19 protein-coding genes are annotated in these 21,727 nt (G+C 69.1%); 8 read left to right on the top strand and 11 right to left on the bottom strand.

All coding sequences use genetic code 11. The features are described 5' to 3' along the window. Positions 1–4: 4 nt before the first annotated feature. Entirely contained in the window at positions 5–760 is a 756-nt protein-coding gene (locus ACQY9S_RS15780) for a hypothetical protein (RefSeq protein ID WP_428420877.1), read from the bottom strand. Positions 761–1,109: 349 nt separating this feature from the next. On the opposite strand from ACQY9S_RS15780, the gene ACQY9S_RS15775 reads away from it, so the two are divergent. Further along, positions 1,110–2,306 carry an aromatic amino acid transaminase gene (locus ACQY9S_RS15775; protein WP_428420875.1) on the top strand — a complete coding sequence of 399 codons (1,197 nt, stop codon included), beginning with the start codon at positions 1,110–1,112 and terminating at the stop codon, positions 2,304–2,306. Positions 2,307–2,421: 115 nt separating this feature from the next. Here ACQY9S_RS15775 and ACQY9S_RS15770 read toward each other — a convergent pair whose 3' ends face one another. The 10 genes from ACQY9S_RS15770 to ACQY9S_RS15725 form a co-directional block, all read right to left on the bottom strand. Next, complete coding sequence (locus ACQY9S_RS15770; protein WP_428425776.1) at positions 2,422–3,069, bottom strand: glutathione S-transferase family protein; 648 nt, start codon at positions 3,067–3,069, stop codon at positions 2,422–2,424. Positions 3,070–3,082: 13 nt separating this feature from the next. Continuing rightward, positions 3,083–3,988, bottom strand: coding sequence for an EamA family transporter (locus tag ACQY9S_RS15765; RefSeq protein WP_428420874.1), 906 nt, complete (start codon positions 3,986–3,988; stop codon positions 3,083–3,085). Between the two features lie 69 nt (positions 3,989–4,057). After that, a complete protein-coding gene (locus ACQY9S_RS15760) occupies positions 4,058–4,780 on the bottom strand; it encodes an enoyl-CoA hydratase/isomerase family protein (protein ID WP_428420873.1) in 723 nt (240 codons plus the stop codon). Further along, positions 4,777–5,949: a CaiB/BaiF CoA transferase family protein gene (locus ACQY9S_RS15755; protein WP_428420872.1), complete on the bottom strand. Its 1,173-nt coding sequence runs from the start codon at positions 5,947–5,949 to the stop codon at positions 4,777–4,779. The genes ACQY9S_RS15760 and ACQY9S_RS15755 overlap by 4 nt, the downstream gene beginning before the upstream one ends. A gap of 92 nt (positions 5,950–6,041) precedes the next feature. Beyond that, positions 6,042–6,746 carry an ABC transporter ATP-binding protein gene (locus tag ACQY9S_RS15750; protein ID WP_428420871.1) on the bottom strand — a complete coding sequence of 235 codons (705 nt, stop codon included), beginning with the start codon at positions 6,744–6,746 and terminating at the stop codon, positions 6,042–6,044. Next, a complete protein-coding gene (locus ACQY9S_RS15745) occupies positions 6,736–8,634 on the bottom strand; it encodes an ATP-binding cassette domain-containing protein (RefSeq protein WP_428420870.1) in 1,899 nt (632 codons plus the stop codon). Before ACQY9S_RS15745 ends, ACQY9S_RS15750 begins: the two co-directional genes overlap by 11 nt. Beyond that, positions 8,631–9,506, bottom strand: coding sequence for a branched-chain amino acid ABC transporter permease (locus ACQY9S_RS15740; RefSeq protein ID WP_428420868.1), 876 nt, complete (start codon positions 9,504–9,506; stop codon positions 8,631–8,633). Before ACQY9S_RS15740 ends, ACQY9S_RS15745 begins: the two co-directional genes overlap by 4 nt. 169 nt (positions 9,507–9,675) lie before the next feature. Then, a complete protein-coding gene (locus ACQY9S_RS15735) occupies positions 9,676–11,031 on the bottom strand; it encodes a substrate-binding protein (RefSeq protein WP_428420866.1) in 1,356 nt (451 codons plus the stop codon). 124 nt (positions 11,032–11,155) lie between these two features. Then, on the bottom strand, positions 11,156–11,329 hold the full coding sequence (locus tag ACQY9S_RS15730) for a rubredoxin (RefSeq protein WP_428420865.1): 174 nt from the start codon (positions 11,327–11,329) through the stop codon (positions 11,156–11,158). Then, positions 11,326–12,396: a Rieske 2Fe-2S domain-containing protein gene (locus ACQY9S_RS15725; RefSeq protein ID WP_428420863.1), complete on the bottom strand. Its 1,071-nt coding sequence runs from the start codon at positions 12,394–12,396 to the stop codon at positions 11,326–11,328. Before ACQY9S_RS15725 ends, ACQY9S_RS15730 begins: the two co-directional genes overlap by 4 nt. Positions 12,397–12,766: 370 nt before the next feature. Between ACQY9S_RS15725 and ACQY9S_RS15720 the strand changes: the two genes are divergently transcribed. The 7 genes from ACQY9S_RS15720 to ACQY9S_RS15690 all read left to right on the top strand — a co-directional run bounded on the left by ACQY9S_RS15720 (position 12,767) and on the right by ACQY9S_RS15690 (position 21,693). Continuing rightward, positions 12,767–13,564, top strand: coding sequence for an IclR family transcriptional regulator (locus tag ACQY9S_RS15720; protein WP_428420861.1), 798 nt, complete (start codon positions 12,767–12,769; stop codon positions 13,562–13,564). Between the two features lie 89 nt (positions 13,565–13,653). After that, positions 13,654–14,805 carry an NAD(P)/FAD-dependent oxidoreductase gene (locus ACQY9S_RS15715; protein ID WP_428420859.1) on the top strand — a complete coding sequence of 384 codons (1,152 nt, stop codon included), beginning with the start codon at positions 13,654–13,656 and terminating at the stop codon, positions 14,803–14,805. 58 nt (positions 14,806–14,863) lie between these two features. Further along, entirely contained in the window at positions 14,864–17,776 is a 2,913-nt protein-coding gene (locus ACQY9S_RS15710) for a molybdopterin oxidoreductase family protein (RefSeq protein ID WP_428420857.1), read from the top strand. Then, entirely contained in the window at positions 17,773–18,504 is a 732-nt protein-coding gene (locus ACQY9S_RS15705) for a 4Fe-4S dicluster domain-containing protein (RefSeq protein ID WP_428420855.1), read from the top strand. Before ACQY9S_RS15710 ends, ACQY9S_RS15705 begins: the two co-directional genes overlap by 4 nt. Before the next feature lie 13 nt (positions 18,505–18,517). Further along, positions 18,518–19,459 carry a dimethyl sulfoxide reductase anchor subunit family protein gene (locus tag ACQY9S_RS15700; RefSeq protein ID WP_428420853.1) on the top strand — a complete coding sequence of 314 codons (942 nt, stop codon included), beginning with the start codon at positions 18,518–18,520 and terminating at the stop codon, positions 19,457–19,459. Between the two features lie 44 nt (positions 19,460–19,503). Next, positions 19,504–21,183, top strand: coding sequence for a SulP family inorganic anion transporter (locus ACQY9S_RS15695; protein ID WP_428420851.1), 1,680 nt, complete (start codon positions 19,504–19,506; stop codon positions 21,181–21,183). A gap of 69 nt (positions 21,184–21,252) precedes the next feature. Continuing rightward, positions 21,253–21,693 carry a DUF4864 domain-containing protein gene (locus ACQY9S_RS15690; protein ID WP_428420849.1) on the top strand — a complete coding sequence of 147 codons (441 nt, stop codon included), beginning with the start codon at positions 21,253–21,255 and terminating at the stop codon, positions 21,691–21,693. Positions 21,694–21,727 lie beyond the last annotated feature (34 nt).

The raw sequence follows: 21,727 nt of genomic DNA, 5'->3' as shown, positions 1-21,727 counted from the left end.
GGCCTCATCCTAGTTTCAGTTGGGACAGCTCGTGCGACAGCACCCGCTCGTTCTTCACGAAATAGCGGTGCAGGTCGCGCAGCTTCAGCAGCCGGACTTCGTCGTCGGAGATCAGATCGAGCTGCGAGCGCACCCTTGTCAGCATCAGCTTCAGGCTCAGCACGCGGATGTCGAGCTGCAGGTCGCCGTTGACCAGTCGCAGCCAGATCGGGTCGGTCACGTCCGGCACGGTGTCCGCGCTGCCCGGCGTTTCGGTCGGCGGCGCGGCAGCCACGGCGGCGGACGCCGCAGCGGGGGCGGCCTGCGGGCGCGCAGGGGCCTCCGCCGACTGCACCTGCGCGCGGCCGTTGTCGAGCGCGAAACGGTAGCGCCACACGTCGTTCAGCGACAGCCTCAGCAGGCTGCAGATCGACTGCAGCGACACCCCCTCGTTGAAGAAGGCGAACACCTGCTGCGCCAGCGCAGCAGTGAAGGGCAAACCCACGTCGCCCATCCACGGCAGCTTGTCGAGCTCCGAGGTCGTCGGGAGCGACACATGCAGGAAGAAGCGCACCGGCCCGAGCGACAGGTGCTGCCACATGTGCTGCTGCACGCGCACCGGAACCCCCTTCTTCGGACGACCGAACCAGCCGCGCTCGACCTGCGGACCGATCCACACGTCGCAGCGGCGTTTGCGAAGGTCCAGCTGGTAGTCGCTGATTTCCCACGGCCCGTCGATCAGCAACAGGTGGCGCAGCAACGACTTGTCGACTCCCATCATGAGCATGTCTCCTCGTGGCTTGTCGTCCCGGTGTGCCGATGGCACGGCCGAGCGGGGCGGCTTGTTGTGTCCGGCCCTGTTGCAAGTGCAGGGCCACAACCGGCATGCTGCGGTGCACGGTACGAAAACCTTCGCCGCGGCGTCCAGAAACGCACGAACACGAGACACCGCTGTGGATGCGAGCCCGGCAGGTGACGATTTCCGTCAACGCACAGTCTCCTGCCCGGCGCAAGCTGTGCCGTGCTGGTGCTCCGCGATGAAGCGCGACGACGCAACCGACTCAGGGTTTGTTCGGAGACGGCAGGCCTGCCTCGATAATCCGGCTCCCCTCCCTGCGCGCCATACCGCCATGTTCCAGCACGTCGAAGCCTATCCGGGCGACCCGATCCTCAGTCTCAACGAAGACTTCCAGAAGGACCCGCGCGCGAGCAAGGTCAACCTCAGCATCGGCATCTACTTCGACGACGCCGGCCGCATCCCGGTGCTGGGCTCGGTGCAGCGCGCCGAGGCCGAGCTGCTGGCGCGCGGCGGCAGCAAGTCCTACCTGCCGATCGAGGGCGCGGCCAATCTGCGCAGCGCCGTGCAGGCCCTGTTGTTCGGCGCCGACCACGAGGCGCTGGCGAGCCGCCGCGTCGCGACCATCCAGTCGGTCGGCTCCAGCGGCGGGCTCAAGGTCGGCGCCGACTTCATCGCTCGCTATTTCCCGGGCAGCGCGGTGTGGGTCAGCGAGCCGACCTGGGACAACCACCGCGCGATGTTCGAGGGCGCGGGCCTGACGGTGAACACCTATCCGTACTACGACCCGGTGACCGGTGGCCTGGAGTTCGACGCCATGCTGGCCGCGCTGCGCGGCCTGCCGCCCAAGAGCATCGTGCTGCTGCATGCCTGCTGCCACAACCCGACCGGCGTCGACCTCGGCGCCGCGCAGTGGGAGGCGCTGATCCCGGTGCTGCGCGAGCGGCAGTTGCTGCCCTATCTCGACCTCGCATATCAGGGCTTCGGTGACGGCATCGAGGCCGACGCGTTCGCGGTGCGCACCCTCGCATCGGCCGGCCTGAGCTTCTTCGTCGCCAACTCCTTCAGCAAGAGCATGAGCCTGTACGGCGAGCGCGTCGGCGCGCTCAGCGTCGTCTGTCCCGACGCCGCGCAGGCCGAGAACGTGCTCGGCCAGCTCAGGGCCACGGTGCGCCGCAACTACTCCAGCCCGCCCATCCATGGCGGCCAGCTCGCGGCGCTGGTGCTCGGTGAGCCGGCGCTGCGCGCGCAATGGGAAGGCGAGCTCACCGCGATGCGCGAGCGCATCCTCGCGATGCGCCGTGCGCTGCACGCCGCGCTCACGGCCAGACTGCCGGCGCGCGACTTCGGCTACTTCCTGAGCCAGCGTGGCATGTTCAGCTACACCGGCCTGAGCGCGGCGCAGGTCGACGTGCTGCGCGAACGGTATGCGGTCTACCTGGTGCGCTCGGGGCGCATGTGCGTGGCCGGGCTGAACACCGGCAACGTGCAGACCGTGGCGCAGGCCATGGCAGCGGTGCTGGGCGGCTGACGCGACGCGCCGATCGGTGGTGCGCCGTCGTCCGGCACCCGGCGTCCCTGTCGGTTTTCCGAGCGCGCGCAGCGCGCAGGTCGATGCCTTTGCATCGCGCGGCCGGGCGAGTGGGTCAGACCCAGGGGTGAGCCAGTCCCTCGCGCTCGAACACCTGCCGCACCGCGGGTCGGTCCAGCACACGCTGCAGGTAGGCGGCCAGCGCGGGCCGCGCGCGGGCCGGATGCGCGAAATGCCGCGTCCAGCGGCACAGCATCAGCGCATAGGCATCGACCGCGCTGTAGCGCGCGCCCAGCAGCCACGGCCCGCCATGGCGCTGCAGTTCGGCCTCGAGCAGATCGAGCAGCGCGCCGGTGCGGCCCTCGGCGCAGGTCTTGAGCTCGGCCGCGCCCGCGTCGTTGCCGTCGGTGAGCCAGCGCTCGGGGTAGAAGAACACCAACAGCGTCGCCTGCAGCGTGTTCGTCAACCACATCAGCCACTTGTAGAAGTGCGCGCGCTCGTCACTGCCCAGTGGCGGCGCCAGCCCGGCTTGCGGATGTCGGTCGGCCAGGTGCAGGCAGATCGCCGCGCTCTCGTACAGCACCAGGTCGCCGTCGACCAGCACCGGCACGCGGCCGTTCGGATTGAGCGCCAGATAGACCGGCGAGCGGTGGGCCTGCGCGGCCGTGTCGACCGGCCGCAGCACGAAGGGCACGCCGATCTCGGTCAGCAGGATGTGCGGCGCCATCGCCGCGGTGCTGGGCGCGTGGTGCAGTTCGATCATCGTCATCGCCTCCTCAGGAGACCGATTCGGTGAACGGTCGGGCCGTGGCGGCCGTGCGCGTGGCGCGGCTGGCCAGCGTGTTCAGCGCCAGGCCCCCCAGCACTAGCGCGGTGGCACCCAGCTTCCAGCCCGGCAGGCTCTCGCCGAGCAGCAGCGACGAGGCGGCCATGCCGAACACCGGCACCAGCAGCGCGGCCGGCGCCACCGTCGCGGCCGGATGGCGTGCCAGCAGCCAGTTCCAGGCCCCGTAGCCGAACAGCGTGTTGCCCAGCGCCTGCCAGGCCACCGCGGCCCAGGCGCCCGCGCTCGCCTGCGACAGGCTCGCGGCGATGCGGGCCGGGCCCTCGATCAACAGGCTCAGCACGGCCAGCGCCGGCGCGGCGAACACGCTGATCCAGACCATGAAGCCCAGCATGTCGACCCGGCCGACCGACTTGGCGACCATGTTGGCGCCGGCCCAGCACAGCGCCGCGGTGAGCACCAGCGCGAGGCCCAGCGCGGTGATGCTGTGCTGGTCGATATGCCCGGCGATCAGCGCCATGCCGGCGACCGCGAGCCCCAGCGCCAGCGCCTGCACCGGCCGCGGCCGCTCGCCGTCGAGCAGCATCGCCAGCACGATGGTGAAGAACACCTGCGTCTGGATCACCAGCGAGGCGAGCCCCGGCGAGATGTCGGCGCGCATCGCATACAGCATCAGCCCGAACAGGCCCAGGCCGTGCAGCGCGCCGAAGCCGGCGAGCTTGCGCCACGGCACGGCCGGGCGCTTGATGAACAGCAGCAGCGGAAAGGCCGACAGCGAGAAGCGCAGGGTCGTGAACAGCAGCGGCGGCAGTTCCGCCAGGCCCCACTTGATGACGACGAAATTGGTGCCCCAGACCGCGACCACGGCCAGGGCGAGCAGGAGATGCGAGAGCGGCATGGCGGCAGTTTAGGAGCGGCGATCGGCGCTGCGCCGCGTTGGGGTCAAAGACTGCCGCGCCCTGCGGACTCAGGCGCGCCGGTAGGCCGCGATCCGGGCGTGCAGGCCATGCCGTGCGACGCTGCGCACCAGGTCCGCCAGGTCGTGGTTGGCGGTGTCGGCATCGGTCAGCGCGAGCAGCGTGCGCAGGCCGGCCGCGTCCAGCTTGCGCGTCGACTGCATCAGGGCGTCGACCCGTTCTTCGGGCCTGGCGCCGTCGATGAGTTCGGTGAGCAGCCCGCAGTCCAGCGCCGCCGCGGCATCCAGTTCCTCGTTGTGCAGCAGCATGGCGCGGGCGCGTTCCGCGCCGACGAGGGTCGCGAGTCGCCGCGTCCCGAGGGCCACGCCGAACTGGAAGCCGGGAAACCTGAACCGCGCCGCGGACGTGCCGATGCGCACGGCGCACGAGCAGGCGATGTCGGCGCCGGCGCCGAAGGCTGCGCCGGCCACCCAGGCGATGGTGAGGAAGCGCGCCTGGCGCAGTCGCGCGAGCAGCTCGTTGATGCGCACGAAGCGCAGCAACAGGTCGCCTTCCGACGACTGTTCGTGGCCGGTGAGATCGAAGCCCGCGCAGAAAGTCCGGCCCTCGCCGCGGATCACCAGCGCCAGCGTCTCGGGACCGATCGCATCGAGGCTGGCGTGCAGGTGATCGACCAGCGCCGCCGACAAGGCATTGGCCTTGTCGGGGCGGTTGAGGCTCAGCGTGCGCACGCCCTCGGCCGTGGGCGGCGACAGCAGCGCGAACTCGTTCATCGCAGCCACTCCCGGGCCACCGCCTCGGTGTGCTCGCCCAGCCGCGGCGGGCGGGCGTCGACGGAGAACTCATAGCCCGCGATGTGCACCGGAAAGCCGATCGTCGGCGTCTTCAGGCCGTTGGGCAGCTCGAGCTCGGCGACCCAGCCGCGCTCCTTGACGTGCGGGTCGGCCAGGATGTCGGCGAAGTCGTTGATCGGCGCGCAGGGCACGCCGCGCCGGTCGAACTCGGCCAGCCAGTCGGCCGCGCTGCGGCGCGCGAAGTGCGGCTGCAACAGCGCGGCGAGCTCGTGCTGGTTGGCCGCACGCAGGGTCTGTGTCACGAAGCGCGGGTCTTCCTGAAGCTGCGGCAGGTCCACCGCCGTGCAGACCTCGCCCCACAGCTTGTCGTTGCCGGCGGCGATCACGAAGGGCTTGTCGCTGCCCTCGAAGGCCTGGTAGGGCGCATTGCGCGGGTGGGCCGAGCCGAGCCGCTGCGGTGCACGGCCGGTGCCGAAGTACTCGCTGATCTGCAGTGCCGAGATGCCCAGCATGCAACCGAGCATCGAGCAGTCGATCTGCGTGCCCACGCCAGTGCGCCGCACCTCCATCACGGCGGCCAGGATGGAATAGGCCGCATAGAGGCCGGCGGTGAAATCGGCCACCGGCACGCCGCATTTCACCGGCACGCTGCCGTTCTCGCCGGTCACGCTCATCAGCCCGCTGATGGCCTGCACGGTGACGTCGAAGGCACCCTTCCTGGCATAGGGGCCGGCCTGGCCGTAGCCGGTGACCGAGCAATAGACCAGTTGCGGCCGGCGCTCGCGCAAGGCTTCGTAGCCCAGGCCGAGGCGCTGCATCACCCCGGGGCGGAAATTCTCGAGCACGATGTCGGCGACCGCGCAGAGGTCGCGCACGTGGGCCGCGTCGGCCGGGTCCTTGAGGTTCGCCGCGATGCTGCGCTTGTTGCGGTTCAGCGACGCGAAGTTGCCGCTGTAGGCCTCGGCGTCGGGCTCGGCGCGCATCAGCGGCGGCCACTGGCGCATGCCGTCGCCGCCGTCGGTGTTCTCGACCTTCACCACATCGGCGCCCAGGTCCGCGAGCAGCATGCCGCAGAACGGCACCGTGACGATCTGGCCGAACTCGAGCACCTTGAGGCCCGCGAGGGGTCGAAAGGAATCAACTGACATAGCGGCTCCTACAGAATCAAACATCTTTCGCCGGTCCGGAATCGATGGTCCGGTGCGGCTGTCCGTCGGGATCGGTCGACAGGCGTTGCCCGCTAGACCGAGAGGTGGCGCTTCTGCGTCTCCTGATCCTCCATCAGCGCCTTGGCCGAGCCCTCGTGAACCACCAGGCCGTTGCTGAGCAGGTAGACACGGTCCGACAACATCAGGCAGGCCTTGACGTTCTGCTCGACGATCACGATCGTCTGCCCCTGCCTGGCCAGCCGGCCGACGACGTCCATCAGCGCTTTCACGATGATCGGCGCCAGGCCCTCGAAGGGCTCGTCGAGCATCAGCAGCCGCGGCGCCTGGATCAGTGCCCGCGCGATCGACAGCATCTGCTGCTCGCCGCCCGACAGGTGCCGGCCGTGCGACTTCTTGCGCTCGCCCAGGCGCGGGAACACTTCGTACATCGCCGGGATGGCAAGGGGCTTGGCGCAGCCCATCGCGGCGAGGGTCAGGTTCTCTTCCACCGTCAGGCCGGCGAACACGCGGCGGTCTTCCGGCACCAGCTGGATGCCGGCGCGCGCCCGTCCTTCCGGTGAGGCGTCGCGCAGCGTGCGACCGGCATACTCGATGACGCCGGACTTCGGCGCCAGCAGGCCCATGACGGTTTTCAGCGTGGTCGTCTTGCCCGAGCCGTTGCGGCCGAGCAGCGCGACCACCTCGCCTTCGGCGACGCGCAGGTTGATGTTGTGCAGGACGTGCGACTCTCCGTAGCAGGAGTTGACGTCGCGCAGCGAGAGCAGGTCAGGTCTCATCGCTGGCTCCCATGTAGGCGGTGTGCACGATCGGGTTCTCGCGGATCTCCGCCGGCGGCCCGACGGCCAGGTTGCGACCCATGTGCAGCACCGCGATGCGGTCGGCCAGGCCGAACAGCGCATCCATGTCGTGCTCGACCACCAGCGTGGTGCGGCCGGCGCTGGCCGCCTTGATGACGCGAACCACCTGCACGCGCTCCTCGGGGCTCAGGCCGGCCAGCGGCTCGTCGAGCAGCAGCACGTCGGGTTGGGTGGCCAGCGCGATGCCGATCTCCAGCCGGCGCTTCTCGCCGTAGGACAGGTCGGAGACCGGCCCGCCCAGGCGGTCGGACAGGCCCATCATCGCCAGCAGCCGGTCGGCGTCCTTCATCAACTTGCCGTCGTGCTTGACCGAAGCCATCACGTCGAAGCGGAACGCGCCGCGCTGGCGCGCCAGCAGCGGCACCAGCAGGTTCTCGCGCAGGCTGAGCTCGGGGTAGACCTGCACGATCTGGTAGCTCTTGCTGATGCCCATCGCGCAGGCCTCGCGCACGCCCACGCCGGTGATGTTGCGGCCGCGGAAGTGCACCTCGCCGCTGGTGGCCGGCATCTCGCCGGTGAGGATGCGGAACAGCGTGCTCTTGCCCGCGCCGTTCGGGCCGATCAGGCCCATGATCTCGCCCTCGCGCACCGACAGGCACACGTCCTCCAGCGCCACCAGGCCGCCGAACTGCTTGCGGATGTGGCGGGCCTCGATGGCCGGCACGCCGTCGTCCGAGGCGGCTGCGCGCGGCAATGCCGTGGCCGTGCGCGAAGCCGCGGCGAAGAAGTCGGCCGGCGGCGGGGCCGGTGCGAAGGCAGCGAGCTTCTCGGTCGCAAGCGCCGCCGCGGTCGCGGCCGCCAGCCGGCGCTTGTAGAAGACATGCTGGATCTCGCCGACGATGCCGCGCCGCATCGTCGTGACGGCCAGGATGAACAGCGCGCCGAGGATCAGTTTCCACATGCCGCCGATGCCGGGGATCTGCTGCAGGATGTCGCGCAGGTAGATCCACACCGCCGCGCCGACCAGCGGCCCGATCAGCGTGCGCACGCCGCCGACGACGGTCTGCATCACCACCTGGCCCGAGGTGTCGAGCGCGAAGGCGTCAGGTCCGACGTAGCTCTGGAAGATGCCCATCAGCGTGCCGGCCAGGCCGGCATAGGCCGCCGCCACGACAAAGGCGGCCATCTTGTAGCGCTCGATGTCGTGACCGACGGCGAGCGTGCGCTCCGGATTGATCCGCGTTGCGTTCAGCACGCGGCCGAACGGCGAGGCGACCACGCGCCGTGCGAACCAGAAGGTGGCGACGAACAGCGTCGCGATCACCACGTACATGCCCCAGCCCGAGGTCATCTCGTACAGCCGGTCGCCAACGCGCCAGGTCGGATGAGGCACGCCCGGCAGGCCGTTGTCGCCGCCGGTCCAGCGTGCCAACACCGAGTGCTGGATGAAGAAGCACAACTCGCCGATCGCGAAGGTGATCATCGAGAAATAAATCCCGATGCGCCTCAGGGCGACCAATCCCACCAGCACGCTGAAGGCCATCGAAGCCAGGACGCCCGCGCCGATCGCGAGCGCGAAATTCGTGACGGCGCCGCTGACGAGCAGGTAGGCGGTGACGAAGCTGCCGGTGCCGAAGAAGGCGGCCTGGCCGAACGACAGCATGCCGGCGTAGCCGAACAGGATGTCGAAGCCCAGGCCGAAGATGCCCCACAGCAGGATGCGGATCGCGGTGTCGACGGAGCCGCCGCCGGCGAGCAGCACGAAGGGCATCAGCGCGAGCGCCAGGACGATCCAGCCTTCCATCGGCAGAGACACCGCCAGCCGGCGCATGCCACCGGCGCGGGCCGCGAGTTGTTGCGCCGTCATTTGCGCCCCTCCACGCCGAGCAGGCCGCGCGGGCGAACCGCCAGGATGACCACCATCGTCGTGAACAGCGCCACGTCGCTGTAGGCCGCTTCGAAGATCGCGGTGAATGTCTGGATCTGCCCGGCAATGAAGCCGCCGACGATGGCGCCGGGGAAGGAGCCCAGACCGCCGATCACGACCACCACGAAGGACTGCACCATGAAGCGCGCGCCGACATCGGGGTTGATCGAGACGATCGGCGCCATCGCGACGCCGGCGAGCCCGACGGCGAGCACGCCCAGCGCGAAGACGACGGCCCGAATCTGCGAGGCTCGCAGGCCGAGGATGCGCACCATCAACGTGTCCTCGATCGCCGCGCGCACGATCAGTCCCAGCCGCGAGTGGTACAGCAGGACATAGAACACCAGCAGCGACAGCGCGGCGAGTCCGAACACCACCAATCGGTATTCGGGGTAGACGACCGGGCCGATGGAGACGGCGCCGGCGGCCCACTCCGGTGCGGGCATGGCGCGGCCCATGCCGCCGAAACTCGCACGCAGCGCTTCGACCATCACGATGCCGAGACCGAAGGTCAGCAGGATCTGGTCTTCGTGGGGGCGCTGGTAGAAGCGGCTGATCAGCCCGCGTTCGATGACGAAGCCGATGGCGCAGGTGGCGACCGCGCCGATCGCCAGCGCGGCGAAATACGACCCCGTCCATTCGTAGGCGAGCCAGCCTGCATAGGCGCCGACGGCGAAGAACGCACCATGCGCGAAGTTCACCAGGCCGAGGGTGCCGAGGATGATGGTCAGTCCGCAGCCGACGAGCGCGAGCATGCCGCCGAGGACCAGGCCGTGAAACATCTGCGATATCACTAGAGCAAGCGGTGGCATGAAGGCCTCCATGGACCCGCTGCGCAAGGCGGCGGCGGGCGGATCGAATCGGGCGGACCGGGCCGCCCTCGCTGAGACGGCGCGACCCGCCTGCGGAGATCGGGTTCGCCCGGAACGGGTGGCCCGGGCGGCGGGCAGGGCGGCGGAGTACGGGCCGCGTGGGCGAGCGTCAGGTGAGTTCGCCCATCTTGCAGGTGCCCTGGTCGAGCGGCGTCACGGCGTCGGCGCCGGGGATCATCTTGAGCACCTCGTAGTAATCGTCCTTGGACTTCATCTCGGAGGGCTTCTTGCCGCGCATCACCGGGACCGGGCGGACCAGCTGGTGATCCTCAGGGCGGTACATCACGTCGCCCAGCGAGGACTTGATCGGCAGCTTCGACTCGAGCGCCTTGATGACCTCCGGCGGATAGAAGGTCTTCGCGCGCTCCACCGCCACGGCCCAGATCATCATCTGCGAGTAGGCGATGTGCGCCGGCCAGTAGGGCTTGTACTTGTGCTTGGCCTGGAAGTCGTCGACGAACAGCTTCGCGAGCTCGTTGCTCTCGGCCAGCGACCACCAGAAGTCCATCACGCCGAGGATGCCCTGCGTCACCTCCGGGCCGAGCTGCTGCGCCAGGAAGGGCTGCAGCGTCGGCACCACCAGCGCCGCGTTCTTCATGACGCCGAAGTTCTGGGCCTGCTTGATCGACACCGAGCAGTCGTTGCCGACCGTGCAGTTCACGAACACGTCGGCGCCGCTGTTGGCGATGTTGAGCAGGTAGGTGCTGAAGTCGGCGGTGCCGATCGGGCAGACCTGCTTGGACACCGTCTTCCAGCCCATCGGCTCGGTCAGCCGGGCCATCGATTCGAACTGCGTGTGGCCGAAGGTGTAGTCGGGCACCAGGTAGGCGACCTTCTTGCCCTTGCCCAGCCGCTCGGCCAGCACCGGCGCCAGCGCGCGCGAGGCCATCGTCGTGCTCGGCTGCGAGCGGAAGCTGTAGCGCTGGCAGTCCTTGCCGGTCACGTCGTCCGAGCCCGCCGGGCCGGCCATGTAGAGCACCTTCTCGCGCTGCGCCAGCTTGCCCAGCGCGACCGTCACCGCGCTGCTGTAGCAGCCGGTCATCAGGATCGCTTTGTTGTTGCGGATGAAGCGGGTCTGGCCCTGGATCGCCGATTCCGCCTTGCTCTCGTCGTCGATCACGCCGAAGGTGATGGTCTTGCCCAGCACGCCCTTGCCCTTGAGCTCGGGAATCTTGCCGACCAGCTTGCCTGCGTTGAGGTGCTCGAACGCCAGCTCGAAGCCGAGCTGCTGGTCCTTGCCTTCGGCCGAATAAGCGCCGGTCAGCGGTACCGACACACCGATGAACACCGAGCTGCCGTCCGTCCCGGCGGGAAAATTGCCGAGCGGCGGGAAGCCCTGCGCCTGCGCGTCGCGCACGGCGCCGGGCAGCAGACTCAGACCGGTCGCGGCTGCGGCGGAAAGCACCAGCCCCCGGCGTGTGGCGTCGGGGGTCGCGTCGAACTCGATGGGTCGCTTGTTTGTCACCTCGATCTCCTTTCGGGAAAACCACCGACAGACCTGCCCGGGCTCTGTCGGCCCGGTGCAACGATGTCAGCCATTGATCGGCCGCCTCGGCCGACCGCTTGACGCCGCATGCGCGGCGCCTCGATCACTCAACGGGAACCATCTCGAACTCGTCCTTGCCGGCCCCGCAGTCGGGGCAGCTCCAGCTGTCGGGCACGTCGGCCCAGGCGGTGCCCGGTGCAATGCCTTCATCGGGAAGTCCGACAGCCTCGTCGTAGATGAAGCCGCACAGCACGCAGCGCCATTTCCGAAGGCTCATGCGGCGACCGCCGGCGACTCGGCGGCCACCATCTCGCGGACGATCTCGCGGGCCTTGAGGATTCCGGTGTCCGAGCGCAGGTGCATCTCGCCGAGGTAGTGCACATCGGACAGGTCGATCATCTTCTGCTGTTCCGTCAGGGCCCACAGGTCCTGGGCGATGACGCCGGGGAACTGCTCGGCCACGCGCGCCACCGTCGAGACGCTCGGGTCGGTCGGCCACTTGTGGCCGGCACGGCAGGCGGCGATGACGCGCCAGCGGTGGTGCCGCTCGTCGATCGGCGTGATGAGGTGCGTGAGGATGTAGCCGCGCTCGTCGTCCGTCTGCAGCCGCCCGGGCGGCGCGCAGCGCAGGTCCACGCGGATGGCGGCCGGCGAGATCATGCTGTGCGTGTGGTGCCGGTCGACCAGCTGGTAGCCGAAGAAATCCTCGAGGTAGGGTGGGTGCCGGTAGGACTCGGCCTTGCGCACCGACGTGACCGAGCGGTTGCCCTGGACCGGATCGTGAATGAACTCGACCGGGATCTCGCTGTTGGCGATGTCGCCGATGTTGCCGTCGTGCAGCGGATAGAAGTGGCTGATGTCGAGCAGGTTCTCGATCAGCAGCAGGTAGTTCGTGGGCACCTCGGCGTTCTGCACGCGGACGGTCTCCCACTCGATGCTGGCGAGCTCCGGGATGCGCGGCGGGCGCAGCGACGGGCTGGCGTCGTCGCCCATCCAGATCCACACCATGCCGTCCTGCTCGACGATCGGATAAGGCCGCAGCCTCGCCCGGCTCGGGATGGGCCGGCCCGGCTGTGAAGGGACCTTCACGCACTTGCCCTCGGCGTCGAAGCACAGGCCGTGATAGGCGCACTCGAGCGTGCCGTCGGCGAGCAGCTTGCCCGCGGCGAGCGGCATCCTCTTGTGGCAGCAGCGCCCATCGAAGGCGATCACCTCGCCGCCCGCGCTGGGACGCCACAGCACCAACGGCAGGCCGACGATGGTCTGACCGACCAGTGTGCCGGCGGGGAATTCGTCGCTGGCGCCCGCGACGTACCAGAGGTTTCGGATCAGGGTCTCTTTCACAGGGGTCTCCACGGAAGGATGCAAGGAACTCGGGCGGAATCTCCGCGCGTTGGTCGCGGCACGCCCTCGAGCTTCGGGGACAGTCCGAGCAAAGATCGGATCGCTTATGTTCTAAATAATGGAACGGTGTTTCAATAAACTGAGACAATCCTAGCAGTCGACGGTTTGATGTCAACAGCGGAGCGGATCAGGATAAACGCGCATACCGATCGTCGAGCTCGTTGAATTTCATGGAAATTTGTCCATGAAAACATCGACTCTCGGAGTGACCGATCCGTGTTGCTGCCTTGCCCGGCGACAGTGCCGCCCTTGACAGTTCCGGGCGCCGGCAACTAAGATATCAATACGTAGTATCAATATTCAGAACAATATGGACACGACTTTCGTGAAGGGCCTGCAAGTGATCGAGGCCTTGGCGGCACACCCCAATCTGTCCGGCGTGACCGAGCTGGCCAAGCACCTCGGCTTGACGAAGAGCAATGCGCACCGCCTGCTGCAGACGCTCGTCGCCTGCGGCTACGTCCGCAATTTCGAGCAGAGCGGCAAGTACGAGCTGACGCTGAAGTTGTGGGAGCTCGGCGCGGCAGTCGTGGGCCGGCTGGACCTGAAGACGGTGGCGGCCGAGTACATGGAGCGCCTGTGTCAGCTGTCGGGCGAGACGGTTCACCTGTCCGTGCTCGAAGGCGCGGAAGTCATCTACCTCGACAAGGTCGACAGCCCGCACCCGGTGCGGGCGTACTCGCGTGTCGGCGGTCGGGCGCCGGCCTACTGTGTCGCCACCGGCAAGGCGCTGCTGGCCTACGCGCCGGCCGCGTTGATCGACCAGATCTCGCTCGAGCTCAAACCCTTCACGCCCTACACGATCACGACGCCGAACGAGCTGAGAAGCGAGCTGGAGAGGCAGCGCCAGCTCGGCTACGCCGTCAACCGCGGCGAATGGCGGGATGGTGTGTGCGGCATCGCGTCGCCGATCTGGAACGCCGGCGGCCATGTGTGCGCGGCGATCGGCGTCTCCGGGCCGGCCGACCGGTTCAAGCCGCGCAACCTCAAGCTGCTGGCGCCGACGGTCGTCAGCGTGGCGCAGCAGGTCTCCGCCAGGCTCGGCTACCGCCCGCCGCGTGACGCGGGCGTGCCCGCCACCGCCGAGCTGGCTGCGAGCCCGGCCTGAGTGTCGACGGGCCGGCCCGCTCGCCATGGCTCCCGGGTGGGGCCTCCGGTGATCGGCCCGCTCTCCCTTCCCGCAACCGGACCCCAGCAATGAACCCCATCGTCGTGATCGGAAGTGGCCTGGCCGGCTACTCGGTGGCCAGGGAACTGCGCAAACTCGACCGCGAGGTGGCGGTGACGGTCGTCACGGAAGACGACGGCGCGTTCTATTCGAAGCCGATGCTCTCCAATGCCTTCGCGCTGAAGAAGGCGCCGGCCTCGCTGGCCACCGCCGCCGCGCCACAGCTCGCCGGCGACTACGGCATCGAGATCCTGGCGGGTCACCCGGTGACGCGCGTCGACCGCGCGGCGCGGACCGTCGAGGTGAATGGGCGCGTGCTGGCCTACGACCGGCTGGTGCTGGCCGTCGGCGGCCGGCCGATCCGCCTCGAGCTGGCGGGCGATGCCGCCGATCGCGTGGTGAGCGTCAACAACCTCGGCGACTACCGGCGCTTCCGTCAGCACCTGGAAACGCACCCGCGCGTGGCCCTGCTCGGCGCGGGCCTGGTCGGCTGCGAGTTCGCCAACGACCTGGCCGCCGCGGGCCACGCGGTCGACGTGATCGACATCGCGCCGCGGGCACTGCCGCGCTTCTGGCCGGAGCCGATGGCGCTCGAGTTCCAGGCGCGACTCGCGGCGGCCGGCGTCCGCTGGCACCTGTCCGAGAGCGTCGAGCGGATCGACGCGGCTGGCGACGGCCTGGCGATCGTCCTGGAGAGCGGGTGTGCGCTGCACGCCGACACGGTGTTGTCGGCCGTCGGCCTGTCGGCGAACACCGCGCTGGCCGTCCAGGCCGGCCTGGCGGTGAACCGCGGCATCGTCGTCGACCGGCACCTGCAGACCGACGACGAACACATCTACGCCCTGGGCGACTGCGCCGAGGTGGAGGGCCTGCTGCTGCCCTTCATCATGCCCATCATGCACGCGGCACGGGCCCTGGCGCGCACGCTGAGCGGCGAGCGCACGGCAGTCGTCTACCCGGCGATGCCGGTCGTGCTGAAGACGCCGGCCTGTCCGGCGGTGTTCTTTCCATCCAAGCTGCCAGGCGGCGGCAAATGGCACGTCGAGCGCGAAGCCGCAGGCATGCGGGCGTTCTACCGTGCGTCGGACGGCAGTCTGCTGGCGGCTGCGCTCAGCGGCACCTGCACCCGCGAAAAGGATGCGGTCGCAAAGCTGCTGCCTGCGCTGACGGGCGCCGCATGAGCCATGCACGGCCGCCCGAAGGGGCTCGCACCGAAGTGCCCAGCACGAAGGTACTCCTATGAGCACGCAACACACCGACGCCGACGCGGCCGCATCCACGCCGTCGCGGGAGGTCAGGCACACCACCTGCTACATGTGCGCCTGCCGCTGCGGCATCCGCGTGCACCTCGAGGACGGCCGGCTGCGTTACATCGACGGCAACCCCGACCACCCGCTGAACCAGGGCGTGATCTGTGCCAAGGGCAGCTCGGGGATCATGAAGCAGGTCTCGCCGGCGCGGCTCACGCAGCCGCTGCGGCGCAAGCCCGGCTCGGAGCGGGGCGCGGCCGATTTCGAGCCGATCTCGTGGGACGAGGCCTTCGCGATGCTCGAAGACCGCCTGCGCCGCATTCGTTCGACCGACCCGAAGAAGTTCGCGCTCTTCACCGGCCGCGACCAGATGCAGGCGCTCACGGGCCTGTTCGCGCGGCAGTTCGGCACGCCCAACTATGCCGCCCACGGCGGCTTCTGTTCGGTGAACATGGCCGCCGGGATGATCTACACGATCGGCGGCTCGTTCTGGGAGTTCGGCGGCCCCGACCTCGACCGCGCCAAGCTGTTCGTGATGATCGGCACCGCCGAGGACCACCACTCGAACCCGCTGAAGATCGCGATCGCGAAGTTCAAGCGTGCCGGCGGGCGCTTCATTTCCATCAATCCCATCCGCACCGGCTACTCGGCGATCGCCGACGAATGGGTGCCGATCAAACCCGGCACCGACGGTGCACTGATGCTCGCGCTGATCCACGAGCTGATCGCCATCGGCCTCTACGACCGCGATTTCATCGCCCGCTACTCGAATGCCGGTTACCTGATCCATGACGACCAGGACGCCGACGACGTCGGCCTCATGGCGTCCGACCCCGACAGTCCCGAAATCAACCCGCAGTACCCGCAGAACAAGCTGTGGTGGGACCGCGTCACCGATCGTCCGGTGCGCGCCCACACACGCGGCGCCGATCCCTGCCTGTTCGGCAGTTTCGAGCTGCCCGATGGCCGCCGCGTCAAGCCGGCGATGCAGTTGATCGAGGACCGCGTGCGGGACTGCACGCCCGAATGGGCCAGTGGCATCACCGGCATTCCCGCCGAGACGATCCGCCGGCTCGCCCACGAGATGGGCATGACGGCGCGCGACCAGAAGATCGAGCTGCCGATCGCGTGGACCGATTCGTGGGGCGAGGAGCACGCGACGGTGACCGGCAACCCGGTGGCCTTCCATGCGATGCGCGGGCTGGCCGCGCACTCGAACGGCTTTCACACCATCCGTGCGCTGGCGATCCTGATGTCGCTGCTCGGCACGATCGACCGCCCCGGGGGCTTTCGCCACAAGGCACCGTTCCCGCGCGCCATCCCGCCGAGCGCGAAGCCGCCGAACAGCCCCGCAGCCGTGAAGCCCGACACGCCGCTCGGCGGCCTGCCGCTGGGGTGGCCCGCGTCGCCCGACGACCTGTTCGTCGACGACGACGGCGGCCCGGTGCGCATCGACAAGGGCTTCTCGTGGGAGCACCCGCTGTCGGTCCACGGGCTGATGCACAACGTGATCACGAACGCCTGGCGCGGCGACCCCTACCGCATCGACACCTTGCTGATTTTCATGGCCAACATGGCCTGGAACTCGACGATGAACACGTCCGAGGTCCGCAGGATGCTCAACGACCGCCACGAGGACGGCGACTACAAGATCCCGTTCATCGCGGTCTGCGACGCCTTCCAGTCGGAGATGACGGCCTACGCCGACCTGGTGCTGCCCGACACCACCTACCTCGAGCGCCACGACGTGATGTCGATCCTCGACCGGCCGATCTCGGAGTTCGACGGGCCGACCGACGCGGTGCGCGTGCCGGTGCTGCCGCCCACGGGGCAGTGCAAGCCCTTCCAGGAGGTGCTGATCGAGCTGGCGAGCCGCCTGAAGCTGCCGGCTTTCACGACGCCGGACGGCCAGCGCAAGTTCAAGGACTACCCGGAGTTCATCGTGCGCTACGAAACCGAGCCGGGCTCCGGCATCGGCTTCCTGTCGGGTTGGCGCGGTCCCAACGGCGACCAGGTCCTGAAAGGCGAGCCGAACGAGCGCCAGTGGGAGATGTACGCCAAGAACAACTGCGTCTTCCACCACAAGCTGCCGCCGTCCTACCAGTACATGCGCAACTGGAACCAGGGCTACATGGAGTGGGCGCAGCGCACCCGGCTGCGCCGCTTTGCCGATCCCATCGTGATCCAGCTCTACTCGGAGGTGCTGCAGACCTTCCGCCTCGCGGCCCAGGGCAAGCGGCCGGGCCGCCGGCCGCCGGAGGCCCTGCGCGAGCGCATCGAGCGCTACTTCGACCCCTTGCCGTTCTACTTCGCACCGCTGGAGGAGCTGAACACCGACAGCGCTCGCTACCCGCTCAATGCCGTGACGCAGCGGCCGATGGCGATGTACCACTCGTGGGATTCGCAGAATGCCTGGTTGCGACAGATCCACGCGCACAACTACCTGTTCGTGAACCCGGTGACGGCGCGTGCGGCGCAGATCGCGGACGACGGCTGGATGTGGGTCGAATCGCCCTGGGGCAAGGTGCGCTGCCAGGCGCGTCACTCGCAGGCGGTCGAGCCGGGCACCGTCTGGACCTGGAATGCGATCGGCAAGGCCGCCGGCGCGTGGCAGCTGTCGGCGCAGGCCAACGAATCGCGCCGCGGCTTCCTGCTCAACCACCTGATCACCGACGAGATCACGGACGGCGACCGCAGGATCTCGAACTCGGACCCGGTCACCGGCCAGGCCGGCTGGTACGACGTGCGCGTGCGCATCTATCCGGCGGGTGCCGAAGAGCCGCAGGAGACCTCGCCCCAGTTCGCCGCGATGCCGGCCGTGCCGGGAACCGGCAAGTCCTGGCGCCTCTGGCAGGCGTTCTCGCGCGGCGGCCTGAAACACGAGGACAAGGAAGCACCGTGACCCAACTCGCCCTGGTCATCGACCTCAATGTGTGCGTCGGCTGCCATGCCTGCGTGACGAGCTGCAAGGAATGGAACACCTCCGGCGAGGCCGGCACGCTGGCGGACTTCAACCCCTACGGCAAGGACCCGACCGGCACCTTCTTCAACCGCGTGCAGACCTTCGAGGTCGGGGAGTTTCCCGACACGCAGACCTTGCACCTCCCGAAGAGCTGCCTGCATTGCGAGGACCCGCCGTGCGTGCCGGTGTGTCCGACCGGTGCCTCGTACAAGCGCAAGGAAGACGGCATCGTGCTGGTCGACTACGACAAGTGCATCGGCTGCAAGTACTGCTCCTGGGCCTGCCCCTACGGCGCGCGGGAGCTCGACGAGCAGCAGAAGGTGATGAAGAAGTGCACCCTGTGCGTCGACCGCATCTACGACGAGGCCTTGCCCGAGCGCGACCGCCGGCCGGCCTGCGTGATGGCCTGCCCGACCAGCGCCAGGTTGTTCGGCGACATCCACGACCCCGACTCCGAGGTGTCGCAAGCCATCCGCGACAGCGGCGGCCATGCGCTGATGCCCGAGTGGGGCACGCAGCCCGCCAACCACTACCTGCCCCGGCGGCGCACCGAAGCGCGGGTGCACACCGACCAGCTGGTGCGGGCCGACAACCCGCTGAAGATCGACGGCAAGCTGCCCAAGCCGGCGCTGTCGGACCCGTCGCTGGACGACGCCGCATCGTGGTGAGGACGCCGCCGCGATGAACCCCGCTTTCTCCGTCATCCTCCTGACCACCTTGATCGGCACGGCGCAGGGCCTGCTGCTGGCGCTGTACACCGCCGAATGGGCGCAGCGCCTGCGGTGGATCGAGGCGATGCCCGGCGCCGCCTTCTTCGCCCTCGGAGCGCTCGTCGCGCTGGTGCTGGCGGCGCTCGGGCTGCTCGCGTCTTTCTTCCATCTCGGTCATCCGGAACGGGCGTGGCGCGCGGCTGCCTGCTGGCGCACATCGTGGCTGTCGCGCGAAGTGATCGCTCTGCCGGTGTTCATGGCCGGCGTTGCGGCCTACGGGCTCGATCACTACCTCGGCTGGGGAACGAGTTTCCTGAGCGGGGCGCTGGCGAGCGCCGCCTGCGCGGCCCTGTTCGTCTGCACCGGCATGATCTACGCGTGCATTCGCTTCCTGCGCGAATGGGCCAGTCCGCTGACGGTGATCAACTTCGTGCTGCTCGGCATGGCGTCCGGCTTCTGCCTCGCCACGGCCGCTGCGGCCGCGTTCGCTCCTTCGCTCAGCGACTTCTACGCCGCAGCGGCCATCGCGCTGACGACGGGTGCGCTGGTGTCGCGCGGTGCGTCGCTGGCGCGCAATGCGCGGCTGAAGCCCAAGTCCACGCTGCAGACCGCGATCGGCGTGAAGCACCAGCACATCGTGCAGCTGAGCCAGGGCGCGATGGGCGGGTCCTTCAACACGCGCGAGTTCTTCCACGGGCGCAGCGCGTCCGCGCTGCGCTCGGTCAAATGGGGGTTCCTCGCGATGGCGTTCGCCCTCCCGCTGGCGCTGCTGTGGGCAGGCATCGGCAGCGCTTCCGTCGCGATGTTCTGGATCGCGTTCGCGGTGCAGTTCGCCGGCCTGATCGCCGAGCGCTGGTTCTTCTTCGCGCAGGCCAATCACCCGCAGAACCTGTATTACCAGGCGATCTCGTAGGCCCGGTGGCATCCGTCATGACGATGCCCCGGTGGCGCCGATGCTTGCCGTTCCTGGCGTGGCCGCGGCCCACGCGCGACTCCTTGCGCAAGGACGTGTGGGCCGGCGTGAGCGTGGCGTTGCTGCTGATCCCGCAGTCGATCGCCTACGCCGCCCTCGCGGGCATGCCGCCCGAGACCGGGCTGTATGCGGCCATGCTGCCGGCGGTGGTCGGCATCCTGTGGGGCTCTTCGCCGCTGCTCGCCGTCGGGCCGGTGGCGCTGACGAGCCTGCTGACCTTCGCCTCGCTGCAGCCGCTGGCCCGTCCGGGCAGCGTCGAGTGGGTGCACCTGGCCGTCTGGCTCGCGATCCATGCGGGCGCGATCCAGCTGGCGCTCGGTGCGCTGCGGCTCGGTGCCGTCGCGCACTTCGTGTCGCAGCCGGTGGTCGCCGGCTTCGTCAACGCGGCCGCCCTGATCATCCTGCTGTCGCAGCTGCCGGCGCTGCTGGGTCTGCCGGCGCCGCTGGATGCCGCCGCGTGGGGCCGCCTGGACGAGACGGTTCGCGGCGAGCCATGGCGGCTGCTGACGACCGCCGCTTTCGGCCTGAGCGCGCTGGCCTTCCTGCTCCTGCACAAGCGCCGCTGGCCTCGCGTGCCGGGCGTGCTGGTGGTCTGCGCCGCCGGCATCGGCGTCAGCGTGGCCACCGGCTTCCAGGGCCTGGGCGGTGCCGTGGTCGGAGCCGTCCCGCACGGTCTGCCCGCGCTCGGGGCGCTGCCGTCGATCGGTCTCGATCAGCACCGTGCGCTGCTGCCGGCGGCCGTGATCGTCGCGCTGATCAGCTTCACGGAAGCCTTGTCCAGTTGCCGCACGCTGCCGCGCACGGGGGCGACGGCCTGGGACGAGAACCAGGAGCTGATCGGTCAGGGGCTGGCCAAGATCGCCAGCGGCGCGAGCGGCGCTTTCCCGGTGAGCGGTTCGTTCTCCCGTTCTTCGTTGAACGTCTATGTCGGTGCCACGAGCGGCTGGTCGACGCTGGTGTGCGCGGCGTGCGTGACGGCCTGCACCTTGTGGGGCGGCTCGCTGCTGTCGCCGCTGCCCACCGCGGTGCTGGCGGCCATCGTCATTGCGCCGGTGCTCACGCTGATCGATCTGCGCGTGTTCCGCAGGATCTGGCGCGTTTCGCGCGACGACGGTGTCGTCGCGGTGCTCACCTTCGGTGCGACGCTGGCCACGGTGCCGCAGCTTCAGTGGGGCGTGCTCGCGGGCACCGTCGCGTCGATCCTGTGCTATCTGTACCGGCGCTCCCGGCCCCGCATCGTGGAGGTCGGCCTTCATCCCGACGGCGTGCTGCGGGACCGCCGGCTTCACGGGCTGCCACCGGTCGCGCCGCACGTTCTGGCTGTCCGCATGGACGCTGGCATCAGCTACGTCACCGCGCCGCAACTGGAGCGATTCGTCACCGAGCGGCTTCGGCAGACGCCCGGCACACGGACGGTGCTGCTTTGCTGCAGCGCCATCAACGACATCGATGCCACCGGCGTCGAAACATTGAGGGCGATCCATCGACAGGTGGGGCGGGACGCCGTTGCGCTGCATTTCTCCGGTGTGAAGCACCAGGTGCATCAGGTTCTCGCCTCCGGTGAAGTGGCCATGACCCTGGCGGGCAGCCGGTTCTTTCGCACGGACCGGGAGGCGCTCGAGGCCTTGGGCACCGACGGGCCACCCTGGGTTGCGTCGCCCTGAGTTCCCCGATTCTCGACAAGGGGCCTGTGCCTCCGGCATCATCGGGCCGCCGTCCCGCAGGAGTCCGCGATGCGATCGTTCAAGCGCTGGTGCTGGGGTCTGCTCGCCGCGCTCTGCCTGGCCGGTGCGCCGGCCGCGCAGGCGGGCGTTCTGGGTGCGGCCCAAGCCCGGCAGGTGCGCGCCGTCGTCGAGGCGCAGCTGGCCGCCTTCGCGGCCGACGATGCCGAGCGCGCGTATTCGTTCGCCGCGCCGAACGTCCGCCGTCTGTTCCCGAACCCGGGCCTCTTCATGGCGATGGTGCGCAGCGGCTACCCGGTGGTCTACCGCCCGGCGTCGGTCGCCTTCCTCAAGCCCGAGCGGGGCGACGACGGCAGCGTGATCCAGGCCGTCCAGATGACCGATGCCAGCGGCGACATGTGGCTGGCCGTCTACCGACTGCAGCGCCAGCCCGGCAAGGCCTGGCGCATCAGCGGCTGCGCCGTGGAGCGCAACGAGGGCCACGCGACCTGAGCGACGCGGGGCCCGACCGCGCACCGGTTTGCCG

It is taken from the genome of Methylibium sp. (assembly GCF_965279545.1).
Lineage (GTDB): Bacteria > Pseudomonadota > Gammaproteobacteria > Burkholderiales > Burkholderiaceae_C > Methylibium.
This window is presented reverse-complemented; position numbering and strand designations above follow the sequence as displayed.